24 protein-coding genes, 4 tRNA genes and 1 other RNA gene are annotated in these 23,559 nt (G+C 67.6%); 17 read left to right on the top strand and 12 right to left on the bottom strand.

All coding sequences use genetic code 11. The features are described 5' to 3' along the window. Window positions 1-72: 72 nt before the first annotated feature. From lon to FNZ56_RS01180, 5 genes are all read left to right on the top strand, one after another. A complete protein-coding gene (gene lon / locus FNZ56_RS01160) occupies window positions 73-2,517 on the top strand; it encodes an endopeptidase La (protein ID WP_143878101.1) in 2,445 nt (814 codons plus the stop codon). A gap of 125 nt (window positions 2,518-2,642) precedes the next feature. Then, the gene (locus tag FNZ56_RS01165; protein WP_221933309.1) at window positions 2,643-2,999 is read left to right on the top strand and encodes an HU family DNA-binding protein; all 357 of its coding nucleotides are present in this window, start codon (window positions 2,643-2,645) and stop codon (window positions 2,997-2,999) included. 156 nt (window positions 3,000-3,155) lie between these two features. Continuing rightward, window positions 3,156-3,230 (top strand) — tRNA-Val (locus FNZ56_RS01170). A gap of 47 nt (window positions 3,231-3,277) precedes the next feature. After that, window positions 3,278-3,354 (top strand) — tRNA-Asp (locus tag FNZ56_RS01175). A 108-nt stretch (window positions 3,355-3,462) separates the two neighbouring features. Beyond that, window positions 3,463-5,448: a SurA N-terminal domain-containing protein gene (locus FNZ56_RS01180; RefSeq protein ID WP_143878103.1), complete on the top strand. Its 1,986-nt coding sequence runs from the start codon at window positions 3,463-3,465 to the stop codon at window positions 5,446-5,448. Window positions 5,449-5,519: 71 nt separating this feature from the next. Here FNZ56_RS01180 and FNZ56_RS01185 read toward each other — a convergent pair whose 3' ends face one another. From FNZ56_RS01185 to gloB, 3 genes are read right to left on the bottom strand one after another with little or no spacing between them, the layout of a single operon-like run. Next, entirely contained in the window at window positions 5,520-6,317 is a 798-nt protein-coding gene (locus FNZ56_RS01185) for an enoyl-ACP reductase FabI (protein WP_143878104.1), read from the bottom strand. A 53-nt stretch (window positions 6,318-6,370) separates the two neighbouring features. After that, window positions 6,371-7,555 (bottom strand): lytic transglycosylase domain-containing protein, encoded by a 1,185-nt coding sequence (locus FNZ56_RS01190; RefSeq protein ID WP_143878105.1) that lies wholly within the window; start codon window positions 7,553-7,555, stop codon window positions 6,371-6,373. Beyond that, window positions 7,552-8,313 carry a hydroxyacylglutathione hydrolase gene (gloB, locus tag FNZ56_RS01195; protein ID WP_143878106.1) on the bottom strand — a complete coding sequence of 254 codons (762 nt, stop codon included), beginning with the start codon at window positions 8,311-8,313 and terminating at the stop codon, window positions 7,552-7,554. The genes FNZ56_RS01190 and gloB overlap by 4 nt, the downstream gene beginning before the upstream one ends. Window positions 8,314-8,355: 42 nt before the next feature. Between gloB and FNZ56_RS01200 the strand changes: the two genes are divergently transcribed. From FNZ56_RS01200 to dnaQ, 3 genes are read left to right on the top strand one after another with little or no spacing between them, the layout of a single operon-like run. Beyond that, a complete protein-coding gene (locus FNZ56_RS01200; protein ID WP_143878107.1) occupies window positions 8,356-8,985 on the top strand; it encodes a class I SAM-dependent methyltransferase in 630 nt (209 codons plus the stop codon). After that, window positions 8,982-9,437, top strand: a complete 456-nt coding sequence (gene rnhA / locus FNZ56_RS01205) for a ribonuclease HI (protein WP_143878108.1) — start codon at window positions 8,982-8,984, stop codon at window positions 9,435-9,437. The genes FNZ56_RS01200 and rnhA overlap by 4 nt, the downstream gene beginning before the upstream one ends. Before the next feature lie 22 nt (window positions 9,438-9,459). Continuing rightward, entirely contained in the window at window positions 9,460-10,182 is a 723-nt protein-coding gene (dnaQ, locus tag FNZ56_RS01210) for a DNA polymerase III subunit epsilon (protein WP_143878109.1), read from the top strand. Window positions 10,183-10,189: 7 nt separating this feature from the next. Here the strand turns inward: dnaQ and FNZ56_RS01215 are convergent, their stop codons facing one another. Continuing rightward, a complete protein-coding gene (locus FNZ56_RS01215) occupies window positions 10,190-10,894 on the bottom strand; it encodes a PP2C family protein-serine/threonine phosphatase (RefSeq protein ID WP_143878110.1) in 705 nt (234 codons plus the stop codon). A gap of 322 nt (window positions 10,895-11,216) precedes the next feature. Next, window positions 11,217-11,307 (bottom strand) — tRNA-Ser (locus FNZ56_RS01220). 115 nt (window positions 11,308-11,422) lie between these two features. Between FNZ56_RS01220 and FNZ56_RS01225 the strand changes: the two genes are divergently transcribed. Next, complete coding sequence (locus FNZ56_RS01225) at window positions 11,423-11,833, top strand: DUF6165 family protein (RefSeq protein ID WP_143878111.1); 411 nt, start codon at window positions 11,423-11,425, stop codon at window positions 11,831-11,833. A gap of 98 nt (window positions 11,834-11,931) precedes the next feature. Beyond that, the gene (locus tag FNZ56_RS01230; protein ID WP_143878112.1) at window positions 11,932-12,393 is read left to right on the top strand and encodes a hypothetical protein; all 462 of its coding nucleotides are present in this window, start codon (window positions 11,932-11,934) and stop codon (window positions 12,391-12,393) included. A gap of 103 nt (window positions 12,394-12,496) precedes the next feature. On the opposite strand, the gene FNZ56_RS01235 is transcribed toward FNZ56_RS01230, so the two are convergent. Continuing rightward, entirely contained in the window at window positions 12,497-13,597 is a 1,101-nt protein-coding gene (locus FNZ56_RS01235; protein ID WP_143880221.1) for a glycosyltransferase family 9 protein, read from the bottom strand. Between FNZ56_RS01235 and FNZ56_RS01240 the strand changes: the two genes are divergently transcribed. Both FNZ56_RS01240 and FNZ56_RS01245 read left to right on the top strand, forming a co-directional pair. Then, a complete protein-coding gene (locus FNZ56_RS01240; RefSeq protein ID WP_143878113.1) occupies window positions 13,577-14,326 on the top strand; it encodes a 3-deoxy-D-manno-octulosonic acid kinase in 750 nt (249 codons plus the stop codon). The genes FNZ56_RS01235 and FNZ56_RS01240 overlap by 21 nt on opposite strands. Next, window positions 14,323-15,081, top strand: coding sequence for an MBL fold metallo-hydrolase (locus FNZ56_RS01245; protein WP_143878114.1), 759 nt, complete (start codon window positions 14,323-14,325; stop codon window positions 15,079-15,081). Before FNZ56_RS01240 ends, FNZ56_RS01245 begins: the two co-directional genes overlap by 4 nt. Window positions 15,082-15,107: 26 nt before the next feature. On the opposite strand, the gene ffs is transcribed toward FNZ56_RS01245, so the two are convergent. Both ffs and FNZ56_RS01255 read right to left on the bottom strand, forming a co-directional pair. Continuing rightward, window positions 15,108-15,204: signal recognition particle sRNA small type (gene ffs, locus FNZ56_RS01250), an RNA gene on the bottom strand. 40 nt (window positions 15,205-15,244) lie between these two features. Next, window positions 15,245-15,337: transfer RNA gene (locus FNZ56_RS01255), tRNA-Ser, on the bottom strand. 124 nt (window positions 15,338-15,461) lie between these two features. Between FNZ56_RS01255 and dnaX the strand changes: the two genes are divergently transcribed. From dnaX to FNZ56_RS01280, 5 genes are all read left to right on the top strand, one after another. Beyond that, complete coding sequence (gene dnaX, locus FNZ56_RS01260) at window positions 15,462-17,108, top strand: DNA polymerase III subunit gamma/tau (RefSeq protein WP_143878115.1); 1,647 nt, start codon at window positions 15,462-15,464, stop codon at window positions 17,106-17,108. Between the two features lie 23 nt (window positions 17,109-17,131). Further along, window positions 17,132-17,452 carry a YbaB/EbfC family nucleoid-associated protein gene (locus FNZ56_RS01265; RefSeq protein ID WP_143878116.1) on the top strand — a complete coding sequence of 107 codons (321 nt, stop codon included), beginning with the start codon at window positions 17,132-17,134 and terminating at the stop codon, window positions 17,450-17,452. A 97-nt stretch (window positions 17,453-17,549) separates the two neighbouring features. Next, complete coding sequence (gene recR, locus FNZ56_RS01270) at window positions 17,550-18,146, top strand: recombination mediator RecR (RefSeq protein WP_143878117.1); 597 nt, start codon at window positions 17,550-17,552, stop codon at window positions 18,144-18,146. 98 nt (window positions 18,147-18,244) lie between these two features. After that, a complete protein-coding gene (locus tag FNZ56_RS01275) occupies window positions 18,245-18,595 on the top strand; it encodes a histidine triad nucleotide-binding protein (protein ID WP_143878118.1) in 351 nt (116 codons plus the stop codon). Continuing rightward, window positions 18,592-19,071 (top strand): hypothetical protein, encoded by a 480-nt coding sequence (locus FNZ56_RS01280; protein ID WP_221933310.1) that lies wholly within the window; start codon window positions 18,592-18,594, stop codon window positions 19,069-19,071. Before FNZ56_RS01275 ends, FNZ56_RS01280 begins: the two co-directional genes overlap by 4 nt. A gap of 99 nt (window positions 19,072-19,170) precedes the next feature. Here the strand turns inward: FNZ56_RS01280 and FNZ56_RS01285 are convergent, their stop codons facing one another. The 4 genes from FNZ56_RS01285 to FNZ56_RS01300 are packed head-to-tail and all read right to left on the bottom strand — an operon-like array spanning window position 19,171 to window position 23,515. Beyond that, entirely contained in the window at window positions 19,171-19,668 is a 498-nt protein-coding gene (locus FNZ56_RS01285) for a Slp family lipoprotein (protein WP_143878120.1), read from the bottom strand. Continuing rightward, complete coding sequence (locus tag FNZ56_RS01290; protein WP_143878121.1) at window positions 19,668-21,641, bottom strand: transglutaminase TgpA family protein; 1,974 nt, start codon at window positions 21,639-21,641, stop codon at window positions 19,668-19,670. The genes FNZ56_RS01285 and FNZ56_RS01290 overlap by 1 nt, the downstream gene beginning before the upstream one ends. Beyond that, window positions 21,628-22,587, bottom strand: a complete 960-nt coding sequence (locus FNZ56_RS01295; protein WP_143878122.1) for a DUF58 domain-containing protein — start codon at window positions 22,585-22,587, stop codon at window positions 21,628-21,630. The genes FNZ56_RS01290 and FNZ56_RS01295 overlap by 14 nt, the downstream gene beginning before the upstream one ends. Window position 22,588: 1 nt before the next feature. Beyond that, window positions 22,589-23,515 (bottom strand): AAA family ATPase, encoded by a 927-nt coding sequence (locus tag FNZ56_RS01300; RefSeq protein ID WP_143878123.1) that lies wholly within the window; start codon window positions 23,513-23,515, stop codon window positions 22,589-22,591. Between the last annotated feature and the right edge of the window lie 44 nt (window positions 23,516-23,559).

The raw sequence follows: 23,559 nt of genomic DNA on the forward strand, positions 1-23,559 counted from the left end.
GCGCCCGGCACCGGCCCCATAACGGCAGGACCGGCGCGCGTCGCCGGGTCTCTCCTTCCTGCCGGAGCCAGCATGCCCCAGTCCGCCGATCGCCTCGTCCTGCCGGTCTTGCCGCTGCGCGACGTGGTGGTGTTCCCGCACATGGTCATCCCGTTGTTCGTCGGCCGCGAGAAATCGATCGCGGCGCTGGAACAGGCGATGGCCGCGGACAAGCGCATCGTGCTGCTGGCGCAGAAGTCGGCCGAAACCGACGACCCGGGCGCTTCCGACCTGTACGAGGTCGGTACCCTGGCGCAGGTGCTGCAACTGCTGAAGCTGCCCGACGGCACGATCAAGGTACTGGTCGAAGGCAACACGCGCGTGCGCGTGTCCGCGATCCGCGAGGTCGATGGCGCGCTCTCGGGCGAAGCCGTCGCGATCGGCGACGGCGACCAGGAAGCCACGCGCGAGACCGAGGCGGTGGCGCGTTCGCTGCTTTCGCTGTTCGAGCAATACGTCAAGACCAACCGCAAGCTGCCGCCGGAGCTGCTGCAGACGCTGTCCGGCATCGACGAGCCCGGCCGCCTCGCGGATACCGCATCCGCGCACCTCGGCGTGCGCCTGGCCGAGAAGCAGCGCCTGCTGGAAACGCTGGACGTCGACAAGCGGCTCGAGTTGCTCGTCGGTTTCGTCGATGGCGAGATCGACGTGCAGCAGATGGAAAAGCGCATTCGCGGCCGGGTGAAGTCGCAGATGGAGAAATCGCAGCGCGAGTACTACCTCAACGAGCAGATGAAGGCCATCCAGAAGGAGCTGGGCGAGATCGACGAAGCGCCCAACGACATGGACGAGCTCGCGCGCAAGATCGCCGAGGCCGGGATGCCGAAGCCGGTGGAAGCCAAGGCGAAGAACGAACTCAACAAGCTCAAGCAGATGTCGCCGATGTCGGCCGAGGCCGGCGTCGTGCGCAATTACCTCGACTGGCTGCTCGGGGTGCCGTGGAAGAAGCGCACCAAGGTCCGCAAGGACCTGAAGGCCGCGCAGGACGTGCTCGACGCCGATCACTACGGCCTGGAAAAGGTCAAGGAACGCATCCTCGAATATCTCGCGGTGCAATCGCGAGTGGCGAAGATGAAAGGCGCGATCCTGTGCCTGGTCGGGCCGCCTGGCGTGGGCAAGACCTCGCTCGGCCAGTCGATCGCCAAGGCGACCAACCGCAAGTTCGTGCGCATGTCGCTCGGCGGCGTGCGCGATGAAGCGGAAATCCGCGGGCATCGCCGCACCTACGTTGGTTCGATGCCGGGCCGCATCGTGCAGAACCTCAACAAGGTCGGCACCAAGAATCCGCTGTTCGTGCTCGACGAGATCGACAAGATGTCGATGGACTTCCGCGGCGATCCGTCCTCGGCGCTGCTCGAGGTGCTCGATCCGGAGCAGAACAACGCGTTCAACGACCATTACCTCGAAGTCGACCTCGACCTGAGCGAGGTGATGTTCGTCGCCACCTCCAACTCGCTGAACATCCCGGGGCCGTTGCTGGACCGCATGGAAGTGATCCGCATCCCCGGCTACACCGAGGAGGAGAAGCTCAACATCGCGATGCGCTACCTCGTGCCCAAGCAGCTCAAGGCGAACGGGCTGCGCGAGGGCGAGCTCGCCATCGCCGAATCCGCGATCCGCGACATCGTGCGTTACTACACGCGCGAATCCGGCGTGCGCAACCTCGAGCGCGAGATCGCGCGCATCGCCCGCAAGGTGGTCAAGGAGATCGCGCTCAAGGGCCCGCAACCGACGGCGAAGAAGGGCGCCGCCAAGCCGAAGACGGTCAGCGTCACCGGCAAGAACCTCGACAAGTACCTGGGCGTGCAGCGCTACGACTTCGGTCGCGCCGAAGCCGAGAACGAGATCGGCCTCGTCACCGGCCTGGCCTGGACCGAGGTCGGCGGCGACCTGCTGCAGATCGAATCGACCCTGGTGCCGGGCAAGGGCGCGTTGATCCTCACCGGGCAGCTCGGCGACGTGATGAAGGAATCCGCATCGGCCGCGTTGTCCGTCGTGCGCGCGCGCACCGACCGCCTCGGCATCGACCTGGACTTCCTGCAGAAGCACGACGTGCACGTGCACGTTCCCGATGGCGCCACGCCCAAGGACGGCCCCAGCGCCGGCATCGCGATGGCGACGTCGCTGGTGTCGACGTTGACCAGGATCCCGGTGCGCAACGACATCGCCATGACCGGGGAAATCACCTTGCGCGGCAAGGTCACCGCGATCGGCGGGCTCAAGGAGAAACTGCTTGCGGCGCTGCGCGGCGGCATCAAGACCGTGCTCATTCCCGACGAGAACCGCAAGGACCTCGCGGATATCCCCAAGAACGTCACCCAGCACATGAAGATCGTGCCGGTGAAGTGGATAGACGAAGTGCTCGACCTCGCGCTCGAGCGCGCACCGATCCCGCGCAGCGCACCGCAGCCGGCCGAAGGAGAGGCGCCGCCTGCCGGCGACAAGTCGTCGCCATCGGCGCTGGACATCACGCATTGAACATGCTTGCGCCGAAAAAACGCCTTATTGCGCTGAAAACCCCGCTGGTATAACGTTTTCGCCGGATGTTCGCTGGCGGATGCACTTGCGTGTCCGCCCGCATGGAGGGAATGCGTTTTCCATCCATGCTCCGCATTCGCTGTTCCACGCCGCGTCCATGCGGCATTCCCCAATCGCCCGCGAGCGTGGCTCGCACACGGAGACACCACATGAACAAGAACGATCTCATCGACAAGGTTGCCGACGCGGCCGGACTGTCCAAGGCCGACGCCACGCGCGCGGTCGATGCGTTCACCGGTGCGGTGAGCAGTGCGCTGAAGGCCGGCGACAGCGTGGCGCTGGTCGGCTTCGGTACTTTCGAAGTGCGTTCGCGCAGCGCGCGTACCGGCCGCAATCCGCAGACCGGCGGCACCATCGAAATCCCCGCGTCCAAGGCGCCGGCGTTCAAGCCCGGCAAGGCGCTGAAGGATGCCGTGAACTGATCCCATTGGGGTCGTGTCGTGAAAACCCGGCCACGCGCCGGGTTTTTCGTTGTAGAGTCCCGCCGCGGCGCGCCCTCACCCCTTGCCCTCTCCCGCGCGGCGGGAGAGGGGGAGTGATACTCGCGCTGCGCGCGAGTGCGTTATTGTTTTGAAGCGGGGCGCTTAGCTCAGCGGTAGAGCGGCTCCTTTACACGGAGCGGGTCGGGGGTTCGATCCCCTCAGCGCCCACCAGATCGGTTGCATGCAGCGGCGACGGTCTGTACCATGCGCGGCTCCGCGGAGTGGTAGTTCAGTCGGTTAGAATGCTGGCCTGTCACGCCGGAGGTCGCGGGTTCGAGTCCCGTCCACTCCGCCACTGTTTTCGCGAAAGGCGCCCGATGGGCGCCTTTCTTCGTTTCCGGCCTGCACGCGCGGCCCGCGCAGGCTAAACTCGCGGGCTTCGTCCCAAGCCCTATCCAGCACGATGCTGCAGAAACTCCGCGACAAATCCTCCGGCTGGCTCGCCACCACCGTGCTCGGGATCCTGGTGGTGCCGTTCGCGTTCTTCGGCATGGAGCAGTACCTGTTCCAGAACAACGACACCTTCGCCGCCAAGATCGAGGCGCCGCCCGCATGGTGGCCATCGGCGCCGGCGTTCTGGCCGGTCACCATGCTGTGGCAACGCGATGAAATCGGCGTGGAGGAATTCCGCAACCAGTTCGCACAGGCGCGCCAGCAGCAACGCGCGCAGCAGGGCGACGCATTCGACAGCGCCGAGTTCGAATCGATCGACAACAAGCGCAAGGTGCTCGACTCGATGGTCGACCAGCGCGTGTTGCGCATGGCAGTCGATCGCAACGGGATCACCGTCGGCGACGCGCAGGTTCGCGCGGAAATCGAGAACATTCCTGCGTTCCAGGTCGACGGCAAGTTCAACGCGCAGCAGTACCAGGTGGTGCTGCAGTCGCAGGTTCCGCCACGCTCGCCGCGCGAGTTCCAGGAAGACGTGCGCGCGAGCCTGAAGCAATCGTTGATCCCGACCCAGGTCGCCGATTCCTCGTTCGTCACCGACGCCGAGCTCGACCGCCTGTTGCGCCTCACCGGCGAAACCCGCGACGTGAGCTTCGTGGTGCTGAATCCGCCGGCGGCCGACGCCACGCCGGTGACGGATGCGCAGGTCCGGGCCTGGTACTCGGCGCATGCCTCCGCCTATCGCGCGCCGGAAACGGTCACGCTGGAATACGTCGACCTCGACGCATCGAAACTCGTCGTGCCGGCGCCGACCGAGGATGCGCTGCGCCAGCGTTACCAGCAGCAACAGGAACACGCGGCCGGGGCCGACCAGCGCCTCGCTTCGCACATCCTGGTCAAGGTCGACGCCGGTGCGAACGAAGCCGCGTGGAAAGCAGCCGAGGCCAAGGCGAAGAAGATCGCCGAGCAGGCGCGCCAGCCGGGTGCCGATTTCGCCGCGCTCGCGCGCGCCGATTCGGACGACGACGGTTCCAAGGCCAGCGGCGGCGACCTGGGTTGGGTGGAAAAGGGCGCGATGACCAAGCCGTTCGAGGACGCGCTGTTCGCGATGCAGGCGGGGCAGGTGAGCGAACCGGTGCGCACCGAGTTCGGCTGGCACGTGATCCAGTTGCGCGAGATCAAGACTGGCACGCAGGCGACCTTCGAGCAGATGCACGACCAGCTCGCAAAGGAACAGGCCGATTCCGACCGCGACCGCGCCTACAACGACCTCACCGGCAAGGTGGTCGATGAAGTGTTGAAGAATCCCACCACGCTCGCCGCCGCGGCGAAACTCGCCGGCCAACCGGTGCAACAGCTCGGGCCGATCGCGCGCAACGCGAAGCCCGATGCCAAGGCTGGCCTCGCCGGCAATGCGGCGGTGCTGCGCGAAGCATTCAAGGACAGCCTGGTCGAGGACGGCACGGCCAGCGATCCGATCGAGGTCGGACCCGGCCACAGCGTGCTCGTGCGCGTGCTGCAGCACACGCCGGAACGTGCGTTGAAACTGGACGAGGTCCGTGACCGCGTGGTCGCGGCGATCCGCGCCGACCGCGCGGCGAAGACCGCGGATGCCGCCGCCGAAGCCATGCTCGCCGATGTCCGCGCGGGCAAGCCGTTGCAGGACCTCGCGACCGCAAGCAAGCTGCCGATCGCGAACATCCCGGGCGTGCCGCGCGGTGCGCCGGTGCCGGACATCGACGTCGCCGATGCGATGTTCGCGGCACCCGCGCCGGCCGGGAGCAAGCCGTCGGCGGGCAAGGCGCGCATGGCCGACGGCCGCTTCGTGGTGTTCACCGTGGGCAAGGTGACCCCCGGCGATCCGGCCCAGGCGACCCCGGAACAACGCATCCAGATGCGCCAGCAGATCGCCGACGCGGCCGGCTATGGCGAGGCGATGTCGCTGGTGAAGGATTTGCGCAAGAAGATGAAGATCACCGTTTCCGAAAGCCAGCTGTAACCGGCGCGATCCGAGCACGAACGAAAAACCCGGCGTTCGCCGGGTTTTTGTTTGCCGCATCCGCAATGCGGTCAGTGTTCGTCGTCGATGCCGGTCATGCCGAGGATGTTGTAGCCGGAATCGACATAGGTGATTTCGCCGGTGACGCCTGCGGCCAGGTCCGAGCACAGGAACGCGGCGACGTTGCCGACCTGCTCGATGGTGACGGTTCGGCGCAGCGGCGCATTGTCCTCGACGTGGCCGAGGATCTTGCGGAAGCCGGCGATGCCCGCCGCGGCCAAGGTCTTGATCGGGCCGGCGGAGATCGCGTTCACGCGCGTGCCTTCCGGGCCGAGGTTGTAGGCGAGATAACGTACGGTCGCTTCCAGGCTCGCCTTCGCTACGCCCATCACGTTGTAGCCGGCCAGCGCGCGTTCGGCACCGAGGTAGCTGAGGGTGAGGATGCTGCCGTTGCGGCCCTGCATCATCGGTCGCGCGGCCTTGGCCATTGCGGCGAGCGAGTAGGCGGAGATGTCGTGTGCGATCGCGAAGTTCTCGCGGCTCAGGCCGTCGAGGAACTGGCCGGCGATAGCTTCGCGCGGCGCGTAGGCGATGGCGTGGACGAGGATGTCGAAGCCGTCGCTCCAGTGCTTGCCAAGTTCGCTGAAGCAGTTGGCGATCTGTTCGTCGCTGGAAACGTCCAGCGGGATCACGATATTGCTGCCGTATTCCTCTGCGGCCTTCTCGACGCGCGACTTGAGCTTGTCGGTCTGGTAGGTGAACGCCAGCTGCGCACCTTCGCGATGCATGGCTTCGGCGATGCCGCTGGCGATCGAACGCTCGCTGGCGATGCCTGTGATCAGAGAGCGCTTGCCTTGCAGGAATCCCATGGCGTTCGTCCTCGTTGCGAAGTCACAAGTGTGCCTCGCAATGGCCGGCGCGGCTACTCGCGGCCGATATCCAGCACCATTCCGGGGCGCACGGTGTCGTCGGCTTCCAGGCCGTTGCGCGTGGCCAATGCACGCGTCGAGAGTCCGTTGCGGTGGGCGATGTCGGCCAGGGATTCGCCCGCGACAACCACGTGCACGCGCCGCGACCAGCCGTTGTCTCGCACCACCGGTGCGGTCCGTGGCAGGAAGGCGCGCACCGGCGGCTTGCCCGTCGCGGCGATGGCGGGGGTGAGCAGGTCCGGGATGCGCCCGCCGAGCACGCCGCGCGGGAATGCGGGGTTCATCCGTCGCAGGGCGTTCGCATCGAGACCGTGGCGCGTGGCCCATGCGTCCAGCGAGCCGCTGCCCGCCGGCAACCGCACGTCGACCAGCAAGGGCACCGGGCGGTCGATGGCATCCTGCCACGCGGCGCGCGCATGCGCTTCCTGCAGCAGGCAGGAGAGCGCCTGCAACTTGCGCGCATAGGCAAGTGTGATGGGCGAGAGTCCGGTGAGCGCGCCGGCATCGGCATCGCGCACGCCGTGGCCGCTACGCCGGATCGCGCCGAGCACCGCGCCTTCGCCGGCGTTGTAGGCCATGGCCACGAGTCGCCAATTGCCGGCGAACGTGCGGTCGAGCAGCTTGAGGTAGCGCACCGCCGCGCGCGTGGATTCCACCGGCGACAGACGACCGTCGTAACCGTTGCGGATGGACACGCCCTGGCGGCGCGCGGTGAGCGCAATCATCTGCCACAGCCCGGCGGGGCCGCCGTCGCTGCGCGCTTCCGGGTGGTAGCGGCTTTCCACGAACGGGATCAGCGCGTATTCGGTCGGCAGGTTTTCCGCGCGCATCGCATCGACCACGTAGCCGAACAACGGCATGGCGTCGTCGCGCGCGTTCGCCAGGCGCTGCGTGGCGTTGGCGTAGTGCGCGCGCCAGCGTGTGCTCGCGCCGTCTTCGCAGCCGGGTTCGGCGAGGCCGTCCTCGAATGCGGCGTAGATGTCGCTGCCGCTGCGGGTGGCGTCGATCGCGTCGGTCGTCGCATTGGGCACGATCGAGGCTGCTGGCGGATCGGGTTCGACGAAGATGATGTTAGTGCTGGCCGGCGCCGCGGCGGCGACAGTCGGTGTCGGCGAAGGAGTACGCGTGCAGGCGGCCGCCAGCAGCACGATGGCGAACGCGGATCGAAGCGATTTCATCCGCGGAAAACGTCCTTCCATGCGCGCAGCGCGGCGAAGGCATCGACCGCATCTTCGGTGTCGCGACCGAGGCGAGTCGCCAGCGATGCGCGGATTTCCGGCGCATCCACGCGCAGGAAGGGATTGCAGGCGCGTTCCAATTCCAGCGTGCTCGGCAGGCTCGGATGGCCGTTGGCGCGCAATTCGCGCACCGCATCCGCATGTTCCCGAAGTTCGCGATTGCCGGGTTCGACCGCCAGCGCGAAACGCGCGTTGGCCTCGGTGTATTCGTGGCCGCAGCAGACGCTCGTGTCCGCCGGCAATGCGGCGAGGCGCGACAGCGAGGCATGCATCTGCGCCGGCGTGCCTTCGAACAGGCGCCCGCATCCGAGGCTGAACAATGTGTCGCCGCAGAACAGCAGGCCTTCGCCGACGTAGGCGATATGGCTGCGGGTGTGGCCGGGCACGGCGACGGCATCGAACGTCCAGGGACCGATCTCGATCCGTTCGCCGTCCGCGATCCGTTGGCAGGGTTCGGGGATGCGTTCGTCTTCGGGCGCGAACACCACGGCCCGGGGCCAGCGTACGAGCAGGGCCGCGGTACCGGCGATGTGGTCGGGATGGTGGTGGGTCAGCAACACCGCGACCAGGTCGAGGCCGGCCGACGCCGCCAGCACCGGAGCGGCGTCCCCCGGATCAACGACGAGCGCCCGGCCGGCTTCGTCCGCCAGCAGCCAGATGTAGTTGTCCTGCAGGGCGGGCAGGGGACGAAGGGACATGCCGTGGTCGGTCGGTCCGGTCGGGCCGATAGAATGCCGGACATGTCGTCCCTCGTCGTGAACCCCGCCCAGGCCTGGTTCGAAAGCCCCCACGGCCGCGCCCTGCTCGACAGCGAGCAGGCCCTGGTCGAAGCCGCGCTGCGCGAACGCCCGGCGCAGGAATGGCTGTGGCTGGCTCCGGACGCGGGCGAAAACGGGTCCACGGGCGGGCAGCGCCTGTCGCCGACGGGCTGGGACCGGAATCCGCGCTACGCCACGCCGTTTTCGATTCCCGCCGAATCGCTGGGCACGGTGGTGCTGCAGCACGTCGCCGATGGCGCCTGGGATCCGGCCCTGCTGGCCGAATGCCGGCGGTTGCTGGCCCCGGGCGGACGGCTGTGGCTGTTTGCGCTGAATCCGCTGGCGCCGTACCGCTGGAACTGGCGCGGCACCGGGCTCGGCGGTACCGAGCCGGTTATCTGGCGCCGTCGCCTGCGTCGCGTCGGCTTCGTCCCCGAAGCGGTATCGCAGGGCATCGGCCCGCGCTGGAACCCGCGGGTCGACGACGCATTGCAATCGGGCGCGGGCATCCGCGCGGCCTACCTGCTGCGTGCGGAGAAGCGCGCATTCGGGCTGACGCCGATCCGCAGCGGACGCCGTCAATCGCCGGGCACGGTTCCGGCCACCGCGTGAAACAGGTCGAAATCCATACCGATGGCGCCTGCCTCGGCAATCCCGGTCCCGGCGGCTGGGCGGCGTTGCTGCGCTACGGCGCGCACGAACGCGAGATCGCCGGCGCGGAACCCGATACCACCAATAACCGCATGGAACTGATGGCGGCGATTTCCGCGCTGGAATCGCTGACCGAACCCTGCGGCGTCGACCTGACCACCGATTCGCAGTACGTCCGCCAGGGCATCACCGACTGGATGCCGAACTGGATCCGTCGCAACTGGAAGACCGCGGGTGGCGATCCGGTCAAGAACCGCGACCTGTGGGAACGACTGCATGCGGCGACCGCGCGACACCAGATCGCCTGGCACTGGGTGAAGGGCCACAGCGGCGATCCCGACAACGAACGCGTCGACGTGCTGGCACGCGCGGCGGCGGAAAGCGTGCGCGAACGCGCGCGGCAAGGAGCCTGAAACACATGCGGCCGGAGCTTCCATGAGACAAGTCGTGCTCGATACCGAAACCACCGGGCTATACGCCGACCGCGGCGACCGCGTCGTCGAAATCGGTTGCGTGGAATTGCTGGAACGCCGGCCCAGCGGACGCACGTTCCACACCTACCTCAACCCCGACCGCGAGTTCTCCGCCGGCGCGCAGGAAGTCACCGGGCTGACACTGGAATTCCTCGCCGACAAGCCGCGCTTCCACGAAGTCGTCGACGAATTCCTCGCCTTCGTCGACGGCGCCGAACTGGTGATCCACAACGCCGCGTTCGACATCGGTTTCCTCGATGCCGAACTCGCGCGGCTCGGACCGCAGTCCGGGAACATGAAATCGCGTTGCGCGGTCGAGGATTCTCTGCTGCTCGCGCGCGAGCGTTATCCCGGCCAGCGCAATTCGCTGGATGCGTTGTGCCGCAGGCTCGGCGTCGACAACACGCACCGGCAATTGCATGGCGCGTTGCTCGACGCGCAGTTGCTGGCCGAGGTCTACCTCGCGATGACCTCGGGCCAGAGCGAGCTCGGCCTGGCTTCCGGTGCCATGGGCGCGGCAACCACGGCCACGGCGGCACGTGCGGCGGAGTTCGAAGCCGGCGGCGAACGTCCGCGGGTCAGGGTGGAAGCATCCGACCTCGAGGCGCACCGCGCGCGGCTCGAGGCGTTGCAGAAGAAGGCGGGGCGCTGCTTGTGGCTGGAGATCGAAGCCTCCGGCCCCTGACGTCCAATCAGTGTCGGCGCACCAGCAGCACGGTCACGTTGTCCGAACCGCCGCCGTCGAGCGCGGCCGCGACCAGCCCGTCGACGCATTCCTGGGCGCTGCATTCGGTATGCGAGAGCACCTGGCCGATCGCGCGGTCGTCGACTTCCTCGGTGAGGCCGTCGCTGCACAGCAGTAGTTGCATGCCCGGGCGCAGGTCGCCCGACAGCGTTTCGACGTTCAGCGCGGAGGGATCGGTCACGCCCAGCGCCTGGGTCACCACGTTGCGGTGCGGATGGCTGCGCGCCTGGTCGCTGCTGATCGCGCCCTGCGAAATGAGTTCCTGCACGTAGCTGTGGTCCTGCGAGAGCTGGGCCAGCTGGCCGTCGTGCCACAGGTAGACGCGGCTGTCGCCGACCCAGGCGACTTCGAAGCGGTTGTCCTGCACTCGCGCGGCGACGACGGTGGTGCCCATCGGCAGTGCGTCGTTGCGTTGTCGGGACGCACGGATGATCTCCTCGTCGGCGATGCGGATCGCCTGCGCCAGCGGCGTGCCCTGGCGGATCTCGCGCACGATGGCCTCGCGGGCGAGGGCGCTCGCGACTTCCCCGTATTCGTGCCCACCCATGCCGTCGGCGACCAGCCACAGCCCGAGTTCGCTGTCGCCGTAATACGTGTCTTCGTTCAATTCGCGCCGCAGGCCGACATGGGTGAGGTGTCCGAATTCGATCATGCGACCTCGATGGGGGCCTTTTCCGGGTTAACGAAGGCCGGCGGGATTTCCGGACACGCCCGCGGGCGGTCGGAAGGCGCGTGGCCGGCATGCATTTTGCGGGGGTGGAAGTGAACGTGGTCTTCGCGTCGGAACGCGAGGGACACGCCATCGGGCATCGCGACGGGGAGGGATGGACGCGGCACATCCTTGTGCCGCGCCCTTCGGGCAGCCTTCGGCTGTCCTGATTCGTTCCAGACGAATCAGTCGAACCCGCGAGGCTTCTCTTCCGTCACTTCCCGCAGACACTAAAAAACGCCCGCGTGGGGCGTTTTTCAGTGTCTGGCGGAGAGGGAGGGATTCGAACCCTCGAAGGGCTATAAACCCTTGCCTGATTTCGAGTCAGGTACAATCGACCACTCTGCCACCTCTCCAGACGTGGCACGCGGACGGCGAGCCGGCCGCGGGGGCGCCATGATACGGATGCGCACGGTCGCCGACAAGGCGAGGGCGCTAAACTCCGGGCTCCCGATGCCCCTGGATGGCCGCATGTCCGAACTCCTGGTTCCCGTGTCCTACGGCGAGTTGCTGGACAAGATCGCGATCCTGCAGATCAAGTCGGAGCGCATGAGCGACCCGGCCAAGCTGGCCAATGTCCGCAACGAGTTGTCGGCGCTGGAAGCGACGTGGATGGCGCATCCGGCCGCGGGCAAGGACATCGCCGAGCTGCGTGCGCGGCTGAAGGCGGTGAACGAGCGGCTGTGGGTGATCGAGGACGACATCCGGCTGAAGGAGAAGGCGCAGGCCTTCGACGCGGAGTTCATCAAGCTGGCGCGCAGCGTGTATTTCGAGAACGACGAACGCGCGCGGATCAAGAAGGACATCAACCTCGCGCTGGGCTCGGCCTACGTCGAGGAGAAGTCGTACGAGGATTACGGTTCGAAGCCGAACGGGAATTGATTTTTATGAGGAGCTTTCCCTCTTCGCGCGATATCTGGAAAGGAATCGATTTCACAGAATCGATGAAGCGCGCGCGGCGGCAATGCCTAATAACGGTGGTGATCTTGATCGTTATTGGTACGATTTTCAGCGGCTACATTTTTTTTGGCGAGTATCGTGCAGCGGGAATTTCAGCGGCGGATTACTGGTTTGCATCAGTGATCGGCTTGGGCTGCCCCTTGGCGAGTTGCCTTTCGGCGCTTTCGATTCTGAAGGACAGCTCCGATTTGCCACCGCCTGCTCGGATTGTGTGCAGCCGCATTCAGCCGTTTGCCGGCGCGGTTACTTGGTTATTCGTTGTCGCAATGGTTTTCCCGAATCCGGTTTCATCGGATCCACCATGGAAGCTATTGTTGGACCGGCCATGGACGTTGATTGTTCTCGTATTTGTAGCTTCTATCTTCAGTCCAATAATCTTGATGCGTGGTTGGTTATTATTTCAAAGGATTCGAATGAAGTTCGATCCGAAGTTCCGCGCGAATGCCGAGCGGTTGTCCAAGGTCATCGAAGATCATCGATGACTTTGTTTCAATAGAGTACGTAGGATGGGTTGAGCGTAGCGATACCCATCGCACCACGCGCCCGACTGCTAAATGATGGGTTTCGCCGACGGCTCAACCCATCCTACGGTTGGTGATCAGACGCGTACCGCTCAAACGCCTCGACCGCATCTTCGACGGTGACAAGATCCATCACGCCATCGAATTCGACCTTCGTTCCCCATTTCAGCGCCTCGGCCGGTTTGCCGAGGAACTTGCGCGCGGCTGAGTCGTAGCGGTCCACGCAGTAGCGGATGTCGGAATACGGCCCGCTGCGGCGCGGGTTGCTGGCGGCGTGCAGGCCAAGCACTTTCGTGCCCATCGCGTTGGCGATGTGCATCGGTCCGGAATCCGGGGTGACGAGAAGATCGGCGCGCGCGAGCACGGCGGGAAGCTGTTTCAGCGTGTCCTTGCCGATCAGATCAATCACATTTGATGCTGGCGCGGGATGCTTCATCGCTGCGAGGATCGCGTCGCCGGTGGTGCGCTCGAGTTCGCTGCGGCCGCCGCAGAGCACGATGCGCCAGCCTTTCGCCGCGGCGTGGTCGGCGAGTGCGGCGTAGCGTTCGGCGCGCCAGTTGCGCAGCGCGTGGCTGGAGCAGGGCGAGATCATCAACACCGGGGTGCCGTCGTCGGGCCATTGCCGTGCGGCCCATTCGAACGCCGCGTCCGGCACCGGCATGTCCCACACCACTTCGGTCTGCTTCAGTCCCAGCGGTTCGCAGAAACTGCCGATGGCATCGAGCACGTGGATGCCGGGACGATCCGGGATGCATTCGTTGACGAACAGCCCGTGCAGGTCCTTGGACCGCGATTTGTCGTAGCCGATGCGGCGCGTGGCCGGGATGAACGCGGACAGCAGGTTCGCGCGCGCGGCCACCTGCATCTGCAGCAGCGCATCGAAACGCTGGCCGGCGAGTTCGCGGCGCAGGGCGCGCATGCCGGCGAGGCCGGACTTCTTGTCGTATTCGAGGAAGCGCACGCCGGGCAGGCCGTCGAGCAGGCGATGTTCGCCCTTGCCGATCACCCAGGTCAGTTCGACGCCGGGCCAGGCCTTGCGCAGCGTGCGCACCAGCGGCAGCACGTGGGTGACGTCGCCGAGCGCGGACAGGCGCAGCAGGCAGACCGACGCCGGTGCGGCGTCGCGGCTTGCTAGACTCGATCCATGGTCGCCGCCAGTGCGCAAGACGTCCTCGCCCGTTTCCACGATCCGCGTGGTGATGGCGCGATTCTGTTCGACCCGACGAGGCAACGGCAAGCGACTCCGGAACAGTTCGACCCGGAACATTGGGGCGAACATGCGCAGCGCGTCGGCAGCGGTGGGCGCGGCGGCGCGTGGTTCGTGGATGCGGACGGACGCGGGCTGGTGTTGCGGCGCTATCTGCGCGGCGGTTTCGCCGCGCGCCTGAGTCGCGACGCCTACGCGTGGCGCGGCGAATCGCACGTCCGCAGCTTCGCCGAATACCGCCTGCTGCGCGAACTGCGCCAGCGCGGACTGGCGGTGCCGGCGCCGCATGCGGCCTGCTACTGGCGGCGCGGGCGCACGTATCGCGCGGCGATCCTGGTCGAACGCATCGCCGGCGCGCGCAGCCTCGCCGAACTCGCGGCACAAAAAGGCAGCGCCGCGCCATGGGCGCAAACCGGGCGCCTCATCGCCGCGTTCCACCATGCCGGGCTCGACCACGCCGACCTCAACGCGCACAACGTGCTGTTCGACGGTGGTGGTGCGGGCTGGCTGATCGATCTCGACCGGGGCCGCCTGCGCCGGCCCGCGCGCGGTTGGCGCGAACGCAACCTCGCGCGACTGCTGCGTTCCCTGCGCAAGTTGCGCGGCGAACGCGCGGTCGCCGATGTCGATGCGGATTTCGCGAAATTGAAGATCGCCTACGAACAAGCCTGGGAGCAAGGCGCATGAGTGAATGGCGAATGCGCTTCCTCGGGGTCGGCAATGCATCGGCGGCCGGCGAACTCGGTTCGGCCTCGGCGACGATCGAACGCGACGGCCGGCCGTGGCTCACCATCGACTGCGGCACGGAAGGGCTGGCCGCGCACGTGGCGCGCTACGGCGCGATTCCCGACGCGCTGTTCGTCACGCATACGCATTTCGACCACATCGGCGGTTTCGAGAAGCTGTTCGTCTCTGCGTATTTCGATCCCGCGCGCCGCGGCCGCGTGCGCGTGTACGTGCCCGCGAACGTGGTGCCGCTGCTGCACAAGCGCGTGGCCGAATACCCGAACGTGGTCGCCGAGGGCGGCGCGAATTTCTGGGACGCGTTCCAGCTCGTCGCGGTCGGCGACCATTTCTGGCACGACGGCGTTCGGCTGGAAACCTTCGCGGTTCGCCACCACTGGCCGCAGACCGCGTTCGCGCTGCGCATGCCGGGCAGCATGGTCTGGACCGGCGACACCCGCCCGATCCCGGAGCTGCTCGCGCACTACGCCAGCGAGGGCGAACTGGTCGCGCACGATTGCGCGTTGCACGGCAATCCCTCGCACAGCGGACTCGACGACCTCGAACGCGAATACCCGCCGGAACTGCTGTCGCGCTGCGTGCTGTACCACTACGGCAGCGCGGCGGAGGCACGGGAAATGCGCGCCCGCGGCCATCGCGTCGCGGACCCGGGCGAGGCACTCGCGCTGGCCGAACCGCGCGAACCGCCGGCGGCCTGAACGCGTGGTTCACCAGAATGGCGATGACCCCGCCGGCTGACCTCGGCACCCGCGTCGATCGATACCGTTGCTGCCTTCCGGCCCTGGCGGGGTTTTCGATCTAGCGTCGCGAGGGACCGACGGGGTCACCATAGGACTGCGCCTGCATCGCGGCGCTTGAATCTGGCGGAGAGAGGGGGATTCGAACCCCCGAAGCGCGGTTTAGACGCTTACACACTTTCCAGGCGTGCTCCTTCAACCACTCGGACACCTCTCCGGACCCGGGCGGGCCTTGCGGTCCGTCCGGGGGCGCAAATACTAGCCGTAGCGGGCATTCATTGCGAGTCCCGTGCGCTTCCGGGGTCCCGGTTCGTGCGACGACCGCATGGCACAATGCGGCCATGTCGTACCTCGTCCTCGCCCGCAAGTGGCGTCCCAGGCGTTTCGCCGAACTGGTCGGGCAGGAACACGTGGTCCGGGCGCTGACCAACGCGCTGGAAACCGGGCGCGTGCACCACGCCTTCCTGTTCACCGGCACTCGCGGCGTCGGCAAGACCACCATCGCCCGCATCTTCGCGAAATCGCTGAACTGCGAACGCGGCACCAGCGCCGATCCCTGCGGCGAATGCGAGACCTGCCTGGCCATCGATGCCGGCCGTTACATCGACCTGCTCGAGATCGACGCGGCATCGAACACCGGCGTTGACGACGTGCGCGAGCTGATCGACAACGCGCAGTACATGCCTTCGCGCGGCCGCACCAAGGTCTACCTGATCGACGAAGTGCACATGCTGTCGAAGGCGGCGTTCAACGCGCTGCTGAAGACGCTCGAGGAGCCGCCGGGACACGTCAAGTTCCTGCTCGCGACCACCGATCCGCAGAAACTGCCGGTGACGGTGTTGTCGCGCTGCCTGCAGTTCAACCTCAAGCGCCTCGACCAGGAACAGATCCGCGGCCAGATCGCGAAGATCCTCGCTGCCGAGGGCATCTCCGCCGAGGACGGCGCGGTGCAACTGCTGGCGCGCGGCGCCGACGGCAGCCTGCGCGATGGCCTGTCGCTGCTGGATCAAGCGATTGCCTATACCGGTGGCAAGCTTGAGGAAACCCAGGTCGCGGCGATGCTCGGCACGGTCGATCGCACCCGCGTTGGCGCGCTGCTCGAAGCGTTGGCCGATGCCGACGGCGCGCGCCTGCTCGATGAAGTCGCGAAGCTGGCTGAATTCGCGCCGGACTGGGGCGACGTGCTCGACGCGCTCGCTTCGGCCTTGCATCGCATCCAGGTGAAGCAGCTGGTGCCGGAAGCGACGGTTGAAGCCGACGGCATCGATGCCGGTGAATTCGCATCGAAGCTGCGGCCGGAACTGGTGCAGCTCTGGTACCAGATGGCGCTCGACGGTCGGCGCGAACTGCCGCTGGCACCGGCGCCGCGCGCGGGCTTCGAAATGGCGCTGCTGCGCATGTTCGCGTTCCGCCCGGATTCGAACGCGACGCAAACGGCATCCGCGCCGAATGTTTCCGCAGCGCCGCCGCGCTCCGCGCCGCCTGCAACGCCACGCACGGCGCCACCCGCGCCCGCACCGCGACCCATGCCGGAAGCGCCGGCCGCATCGCCTGCGCCAGCTGCGCAAAGACCTGCGGCTCCGATGTCGTCGATTGCGAATCTCGATGCCGATGGCTGGCTGGAACTGGTCGCGCACAGCGGCGTGCGCGGTCCGGCCGCGCAGCTCGCCGCGCATTCGGGCTTCGTCTCGTACGCCGATGGCGTGCTGCGCCTCACGCTCGCGCCGGCCGACGAACACCTCAAGGGCCCGGCGATGGTACGCATGCTCGCCGCCGCGCTGGAACCGCAACTCGGTGTCGAGCCGCAGATCAAGTTCGAACTGGCCGAACCCTCGGGCGAAACGCTGCACGTGCGCAACGAACGCCAGCGCGACGCACGCCAGGCGCAGGCCGAGGACACCTTCATGAACGATCCGGACGTGCGCCGCATGCTCGAACAAGGCGCGAAGCTCGTTCCCGATTCCATCCGTCCGCTCGACGACGCCTGAGCGGCAACAGCAAGGACACAGAAATGCGCGGCAACATCGCACAACTCATGCAGCAGGCGCAGCGGATGCAGGACAACCTGCAGCGCGCGCAGGAAGACATCGCCAAGCTCGAAGCCACCGGCAGCGCCGGCGGCGGACTGGTGAGCGTGACCCTCGGCGGACGCAAGGATTGCCGCAAGGTGCGCATCGATCCGTCCGCGATTTCCGATCCGGAAATGCTGGAGGACCTGATCGCCGCCGCGTTCAACGATGCGGTCGGCAAGCTCGATGCCGAATCCAAGGCGATGATGGACGCGGCCACCGCCGGCATGCCATTGCCGCCGGGGATGAAGCTTCCGTTCTGATTTTTTGCTGTCGTCCCGGCGAAGGCCGGGATCCAGCTTTTGCTCTCGTGACGATTCAAAACTGGGTTCCGGCTTTCGCCGGAATGACGAAGGTTCGATGTCCTCGCAACTCCTCGAACAACTGATCGAAGCCTTCCGCGTCCTGCCCGGCGTCGGCCGCAAGACCGCGCAGCGCATGGCCTACCACGTGCTCGAACGCGAGCGCGACGGAGGCAAGAAATTGGCGGAAACGCTGCAATCGGCGATCGACAAGATCGGGCATTGCGAGCGCTGCCGCGATTTCAGCGAGGACGCGGTCTGCGCAACCTGCACCGCGCCGGCACGCGACCCGCAACTGCTGTGCGCGGTGGAATCCCCGGCGGACCTGCTCGCGATCGAACAGGCGACCGGCTACCGCGGGCGTTACTTCGTGCTGCAGGGACGATTGAGCCCACTCGACGGCATCGGCCCGCGCGAGCTCGGCCTCGACCTGCTGTCGTCGCGGCTCGCGGAAGGCGAGGTGCGCGAACTCATCATCGCCACCAACCCGACCGTGGAAGGCGAGGCGACCGCGCATTACCTCGCGCAGCTCGCGCGCCAGCACGGCGTGCGCCCGAGCCGCCTCGCGCACGGCGTGCCGCTGGGCGGGGAACTGGAATACGTCGACCGCGGCACGCTGTCGCACGCGTTCGGGTCGCGCAGCGAAATGCCGTAGAGACAGTTGGTCGTTGGCGGTTCGTGGTTGGTAGTCGACGACTTCCCGATCCCGGCCCGCCAACAACCAACTACCAACCACCAACTGGGGGTTTCGCCATGTCCGACACCATCTTCCACAAGATCATGCGCCGCGAGATCCCGGCGGACGTGGTTTACGAGGACGAAAACGTCATCGCCTTCCGCGACATCGCGCCGCAGGCGCCGGTGCACGTGCTGTTCGTGCCCAAGGTCGATTTCGCAACGCTCAACGACGTTCCGGAGGACGACGCGGTGGTGATCGGCCGCCTCGCGACCGCGGCTGCGCGTTACGCGAAGAAGGAAGGATTCGCCGAGAACGGCTACCGCATCGTCATGAATTGCAACGCCGACGGCGGGCAGACCGTGTTCCAGATCCACCTGCATTTGCTGGCAGGTGCGCCGTTGGGAAGGTTCGGGACACCGGGGTGAAGTCCATGTCGTCAAGTAGTCATCAGGCGATGGATCGATTCCGGCGCATCGCGCTCGTCGCCTCTGCAGCGGCTGTTGCATGCTCATGCAGTACAAGCGACGTTCTGGATGCGTCTTATGCCACGCGTGCCGATGCGGTGGCTGCTGGAGCAATCGAGCGGGGATGGATTCCTGCGTGGGTGCCTGTTGAAGCCACGCAACTCCGTGAAGTGCACGACTCGGATACGAACGAGAGCGCATTGAGCTTCAGTCTGCCGTCGAACCTGGCCTGGGAACCGTCTGCATCCTGTCGTCCCGCAGATGGCGGCGAGTTCCCTGAGCCGGCTTTTCGCCGCACATGGCTCCCGGACAATTACCAAAGGTATGCCTTTTACAGTTGCCCTAGTGGCACCACCGGTTCCGTGCCAATGATTGCAGCGATCGCGGTGACTCAAGACAAGAAGCGCGTGTTGTATTGGCGCGTGCTTTCCCGCTGACCATCTTTGTATCTGGGCCTGTCCGCTTGCTGAGCTTCTTTCGGAAGCGCCGGCTTTCGCCAGCGCTTTCCGTTGCATTGACCGCGGGTCGCCGCCGAATTACCACCCCCAGCCCCAACCCCATCCCCACCACGGCCAGGGCTGCGGCGCCGGGTAGCGCACGTCCACAGGGCGCGCCTTCGGCCACAGGTAGATCACGTCGGCCGCGACGCGCGGCTGGCGGTAATCGTAATCGCCGATCTTGCGGCTCTCGTAACCGTCGATGCGGCCGAGCACGGTCAGCTCGCGGTCCTTGAGGAAGATCGCCGGATCGTAGAAACCCGACTTGCAGGCGATGAATCGGCCGCTGCCGTCCTCGCTCATGTCCGCCGGGCGGCCATCGCCCTGCAGCGTGCTGCCGATCATCTCGAAGCAGGTCTGGTTCGGACCGGGCTCGGTGCTGACGATGCGCCCGCCCCAGCGCACGGTGGCGCCGACGGCGTCGGCGCGTTGCGCCTCGCGCGGGGTGATCGGATTCACTTCGCCCTGCAACGGCTTGGGAACGCTCGCGCAGCCGGCAAGGCCGGCGACGAGCAGGGAAAGGGCCAGGATGCGCATCACGGTTCTCCAGCTAAGGGGCGATGCGCGCACAGGTCGCGGATCAGTTCGCGGGCGCGGCGCGGATCGCGTTGGTGCGAAGCGTAGCGCCATTCCGCGAAACGCGTGGTGAGTACGAGCAATGGCGAGGGCTCCGGTGACGATCCGTTCAGCCGCTGCGCCCAGGCCACGGCCGGCTCTTGCGGCGGGCGGCCGAAACCGCGACGGGCGTAGCGCTTTTCCAGCCTGCGCCAGGCGCGCAGGACCGGGTCGCGCTCGCGCTGCTCCCGCGCCACCCGCCACGCCATCCACGCCAGCGCCAACACCGCCGCGGCGGCGAAGGCGAGCAGCAATGCACGGTCGGTGTCGGCGTCCACGTGCAGGGAACGCAGCAGGTTGCGCTGGCGGTTGGCGTCGAAGCCGAGCACGAAATCGTTCCAGCCGCGGCGCATCCAGTCGCCGACGTCGAACACCGGCGCCAGCGCATCGATGCCGCCGAGCGGGCCGTCGCCCGCGTTCGCGCGGTCGGCGAGCGTGTCGTAGACGCGTTCGGGGGACACCGCGGCGGTCGGGTCCTCGCGTACCCAGCCGCGGCCCGGCAACCAGACCTCGGCCCAGGCGTGCGCGTCGGAACGCCGCACCAGCCAGTAATCGCCGATGCGGTTGTAGGTGCCGCCGGCGTAGCCGGTGACCACGCGCGCGGGAATGCCGGCCGCGCGCATCAGCACCACGAACGCGGAACTGAAGTGCTGGCAATAGCCTTCGCGCGTGTCGAACAGGAATTCGTCCACCGCGTTGCGCCCGGCCAGCGGCACCGCCAGGGTGTAGGCGAAGGAATCGTGGAACATCGCCAGCGCGCGGCGGACGATCGCCGCGTCGTCGTCGCCGGCTTCGGCGCGCCATTGCCTGGCCAGCGCCAGCGTGCGCGGATTGAAGCCGGCGGGGAGTTGCAGCGCCGCGCGCCGCAGCGATTCCGGCATGCGCGCATCGAACGCCGCCGGCGCCGCCGATCGCATGCGCCAGCGGCGCGGTTCGTCCAGCGGTCGATCGGCGGCGAGGCCGTAATTGCCGTCGAGCGTGGTGCCTTCGGGCGCGGACAGCGGCAAGTCGAGCGCGACGACCTGCTGGCGATCGGTGGGTTCGAGTTCGAGTTGGTATTCCCAGCGCGTCGCCGACGGCACGACCGGGGCGGGCGGCATCGCATCGATCCAGAGCGCGCGCGTCCAGGTGCGCCCGTCGAAGTTCCAGAACGTGTAGCCGCGCCAGTAGCGCTGGATGTCGGCCGGCGTCGCGCCGAAGAACTGCACGCGCAGCGCGGGCGTGTCGTCGCTGAGCAGGTCCACCCATTCGCTGGGCGTCATGCTGTCGGACAGGCCGGGGCGCGCCTGGCTCATGCCGGGCGTTCCCCACAGCGGCGCGGCGAGCCGCGGGAACAGCCAGAACGCGGCCAGCGCCAGCGGCAGGCCGACGCCGACCAGCCCCAGCGCCGCGCGGAAAAGCCGCCAATCGCCGGAACCGCGTTCGATCCCGGCTTCGAAACCGGACAGCCGCAGCAACGCGACCAGCGCGAGGCAGGCGCCGGCCAGGCCCAGCGCGAGCGACAGCGGTCCCTGGTCGAGCAGGAAGGTGGCGAACGGCGCGAACAGGGCGAAGCCGAGCAGGCTGCGCGCGTCGCGCACGCGCACGGTTTCGGAAGGTTTCAGCGCCAGCATCGCCGCGAGCAGGGCGCAGCCGGTATCGCGCGCGAACGCGAATCCATGCGCGGCGAACACGGTACCGAACACCGCGAGCGCGAGCAGCGCGCGCAGCCACCACGGCAGCGGCCGTCGCCACGACAGCGCGGCGACCGCGAGCGCGCACGGCGCGATGGCGAGCGCGGTGGCATGCGGCAGTTGAAGCAGCAAGGGCAGCAGGCAGGCCGCGGCCGCGGCGTAGCACCAGCCGCGCGTCGCGGCATCGAGCGGCGCCCCGCGTTTGGCGTCAGTCGACGGCATGCGGCAGCAGCGCGAGCGCGCGCAGGCAGGCGTGGCGGTGCGCGGGGCCCTGCGCCGGGCCCAGCGATTCGCCCGGCAGGCGCAGCCGGTAGCGCCGGTTGCGGCGTTCGGCTTCGTCCACCCAGCGCGCGAGGCGCGAGATCCGCGCTTCGACCGGAAGCGACGCGAGTTCGCGCCAGTCGAGCACGATCTCCGCGCCTTCGCGGCGTTCGTGTTCGCGCACCAGTAACGAACCGTGGCGCGCGGACGGTTTCCACGCGATGTTGCGGCGCGGATCGCCCTGGCGATACGCGCGCAGGTGGTGCGGTTCGTCGCCGGCGACGTGCGGCCGCGCGCGCGAGCCTTCGCCGCCGCCGCTTGGCAGCGGCGGCGCATCGCGTTCCGGGCGCGGATACACCAGCAATTGCGCCTGCGGCCAGGCGAGGCACCAGGCGAAGGCCAGCCCCAGCGGTTGCCGGGTGGAGATGCGCAACCGTTGCGGTTGCAGCCAGCCGCGCTGCGTCGTCGGCAATTCCAGCACCGCTTCGCCGGCGCCGTCGGCGAGCGATGCGGAGGCCGTGGCTTCGCCGCATTCCACGCGCAGGCCGCGGCGCTCGCGGCCGTCCGCGGCGCGCAGGTGCACGCGCAGCGACAAGGGTTCGCCCGCCGGTACCGGTTCCGCCCCGGCCGCGACCACGCGCAATCCGCTCAATTGCAGGTGCGCGACCAGCAGGCTGGCCAACGCCGCGCCGGAGAGCAGCAGCGCCAGCAACAGCGCGGGATTGTTGTTGTCGTTGAGCGCGCCCACGCCCATCGCCGCGAGCAGTGCCGCGAAAAACAGGCCGAACCCGGTCGGAACCACGTAGACGCGGCGACGGTCGATCGCGACCGGCAAGGTTTCCGGCGTGCGTGGGCGCGTCCATGAATCCAGGCGCCGGCGCAGGCGTGCGCGCAGGCCGTCGGGCATTTCAGTCCACCGGAACCGCGTGCAGGACGGACTTGGCGAGTGCGCGGCCATCGCCGCCGTCCGCGTCGGGCGCGAGCCGGTGCGCGGCGACATGGATGAACAAGGCCTGCACGTCCTCGGGCACCGCGTGTTCGCGGCCGAGCAGCAGCGCATGCGCGCGCGCCGCGCGCAGCAGGGCGATGCCGGCGCGCGGCGACAGCCCGGTGCGCACGCCCGGATGGTGGCGGCTGCGGTGCAGCAGCGCCTGCACGTAGTCGAGCAGGGCATCGCTGGCATGCACGCGGTCGGCGGCCGCGCGCAGTTCGAGCACCGAATCCGGCCCAAGCCGCGGCGTCGCGTTCGCGATCAGGTCGCGCCGATCGGCGCCGATGAGCAGTTCGCGCTCCGCGGCTTCGTCCGGATAACCGAGCGACAGGCGCAGCAGGAAGCGGTCGAGCTGCGAATCGGGCAGCGGATAGGTGCCGGCGAGGTCGACCGGATTCTGCGTGGCGATGACGAAGAACGGCCGCGGCAGCGCATGCGTGGTGCCGTCGATGCTGACCTGCTGCTCGGCCATGGCCTCAAGCAGCGCGCTCTGCGTGCGCGGCGGCGCGCGGTTGATTTCGTCCGCGAGCAGGACCTGCGCGAACACCGGCCCGGGATGGAATTCGAAGCGCGCGCTGCCGGCGTCGTAGACCGACACCCCGAGGATGTCCGAGGGCATCAGGTCGGAGGTGAACTGCACGCGTTCGAAGCGCAAGCCGAGGGTCACCGCGAGCGCATGCGCGAGCGTGGTCTTGCCGAGGCCGGGCTGGTCCTCGATCAGCAGGTGGCCGCCAGACAGCAGCGCGGCGAACGCCAGCCGGATCTCCTGCGGCTTGCCCAGCACCAGCGCGTTCACCTGGGCGATGGCTTCGCCGAGCCCGCGGCGCAGCGCGTCGGGTAGCATGCGCGTCTCCCTTTTGCCTGCCGGCAGTGTAGCGGGGCCGAAAC

Source organism: Lysobacter lycopersici (genome assembly GCF_007556775.1).
GTDB classification, from domain to species: Bacteria; Pseudomonadota; Gammaproteobacteria; order Xanthomonadales; family Xanthomonadaceae; genus Pseudoluteimonas; species Pseudoluteimonas lycopersici.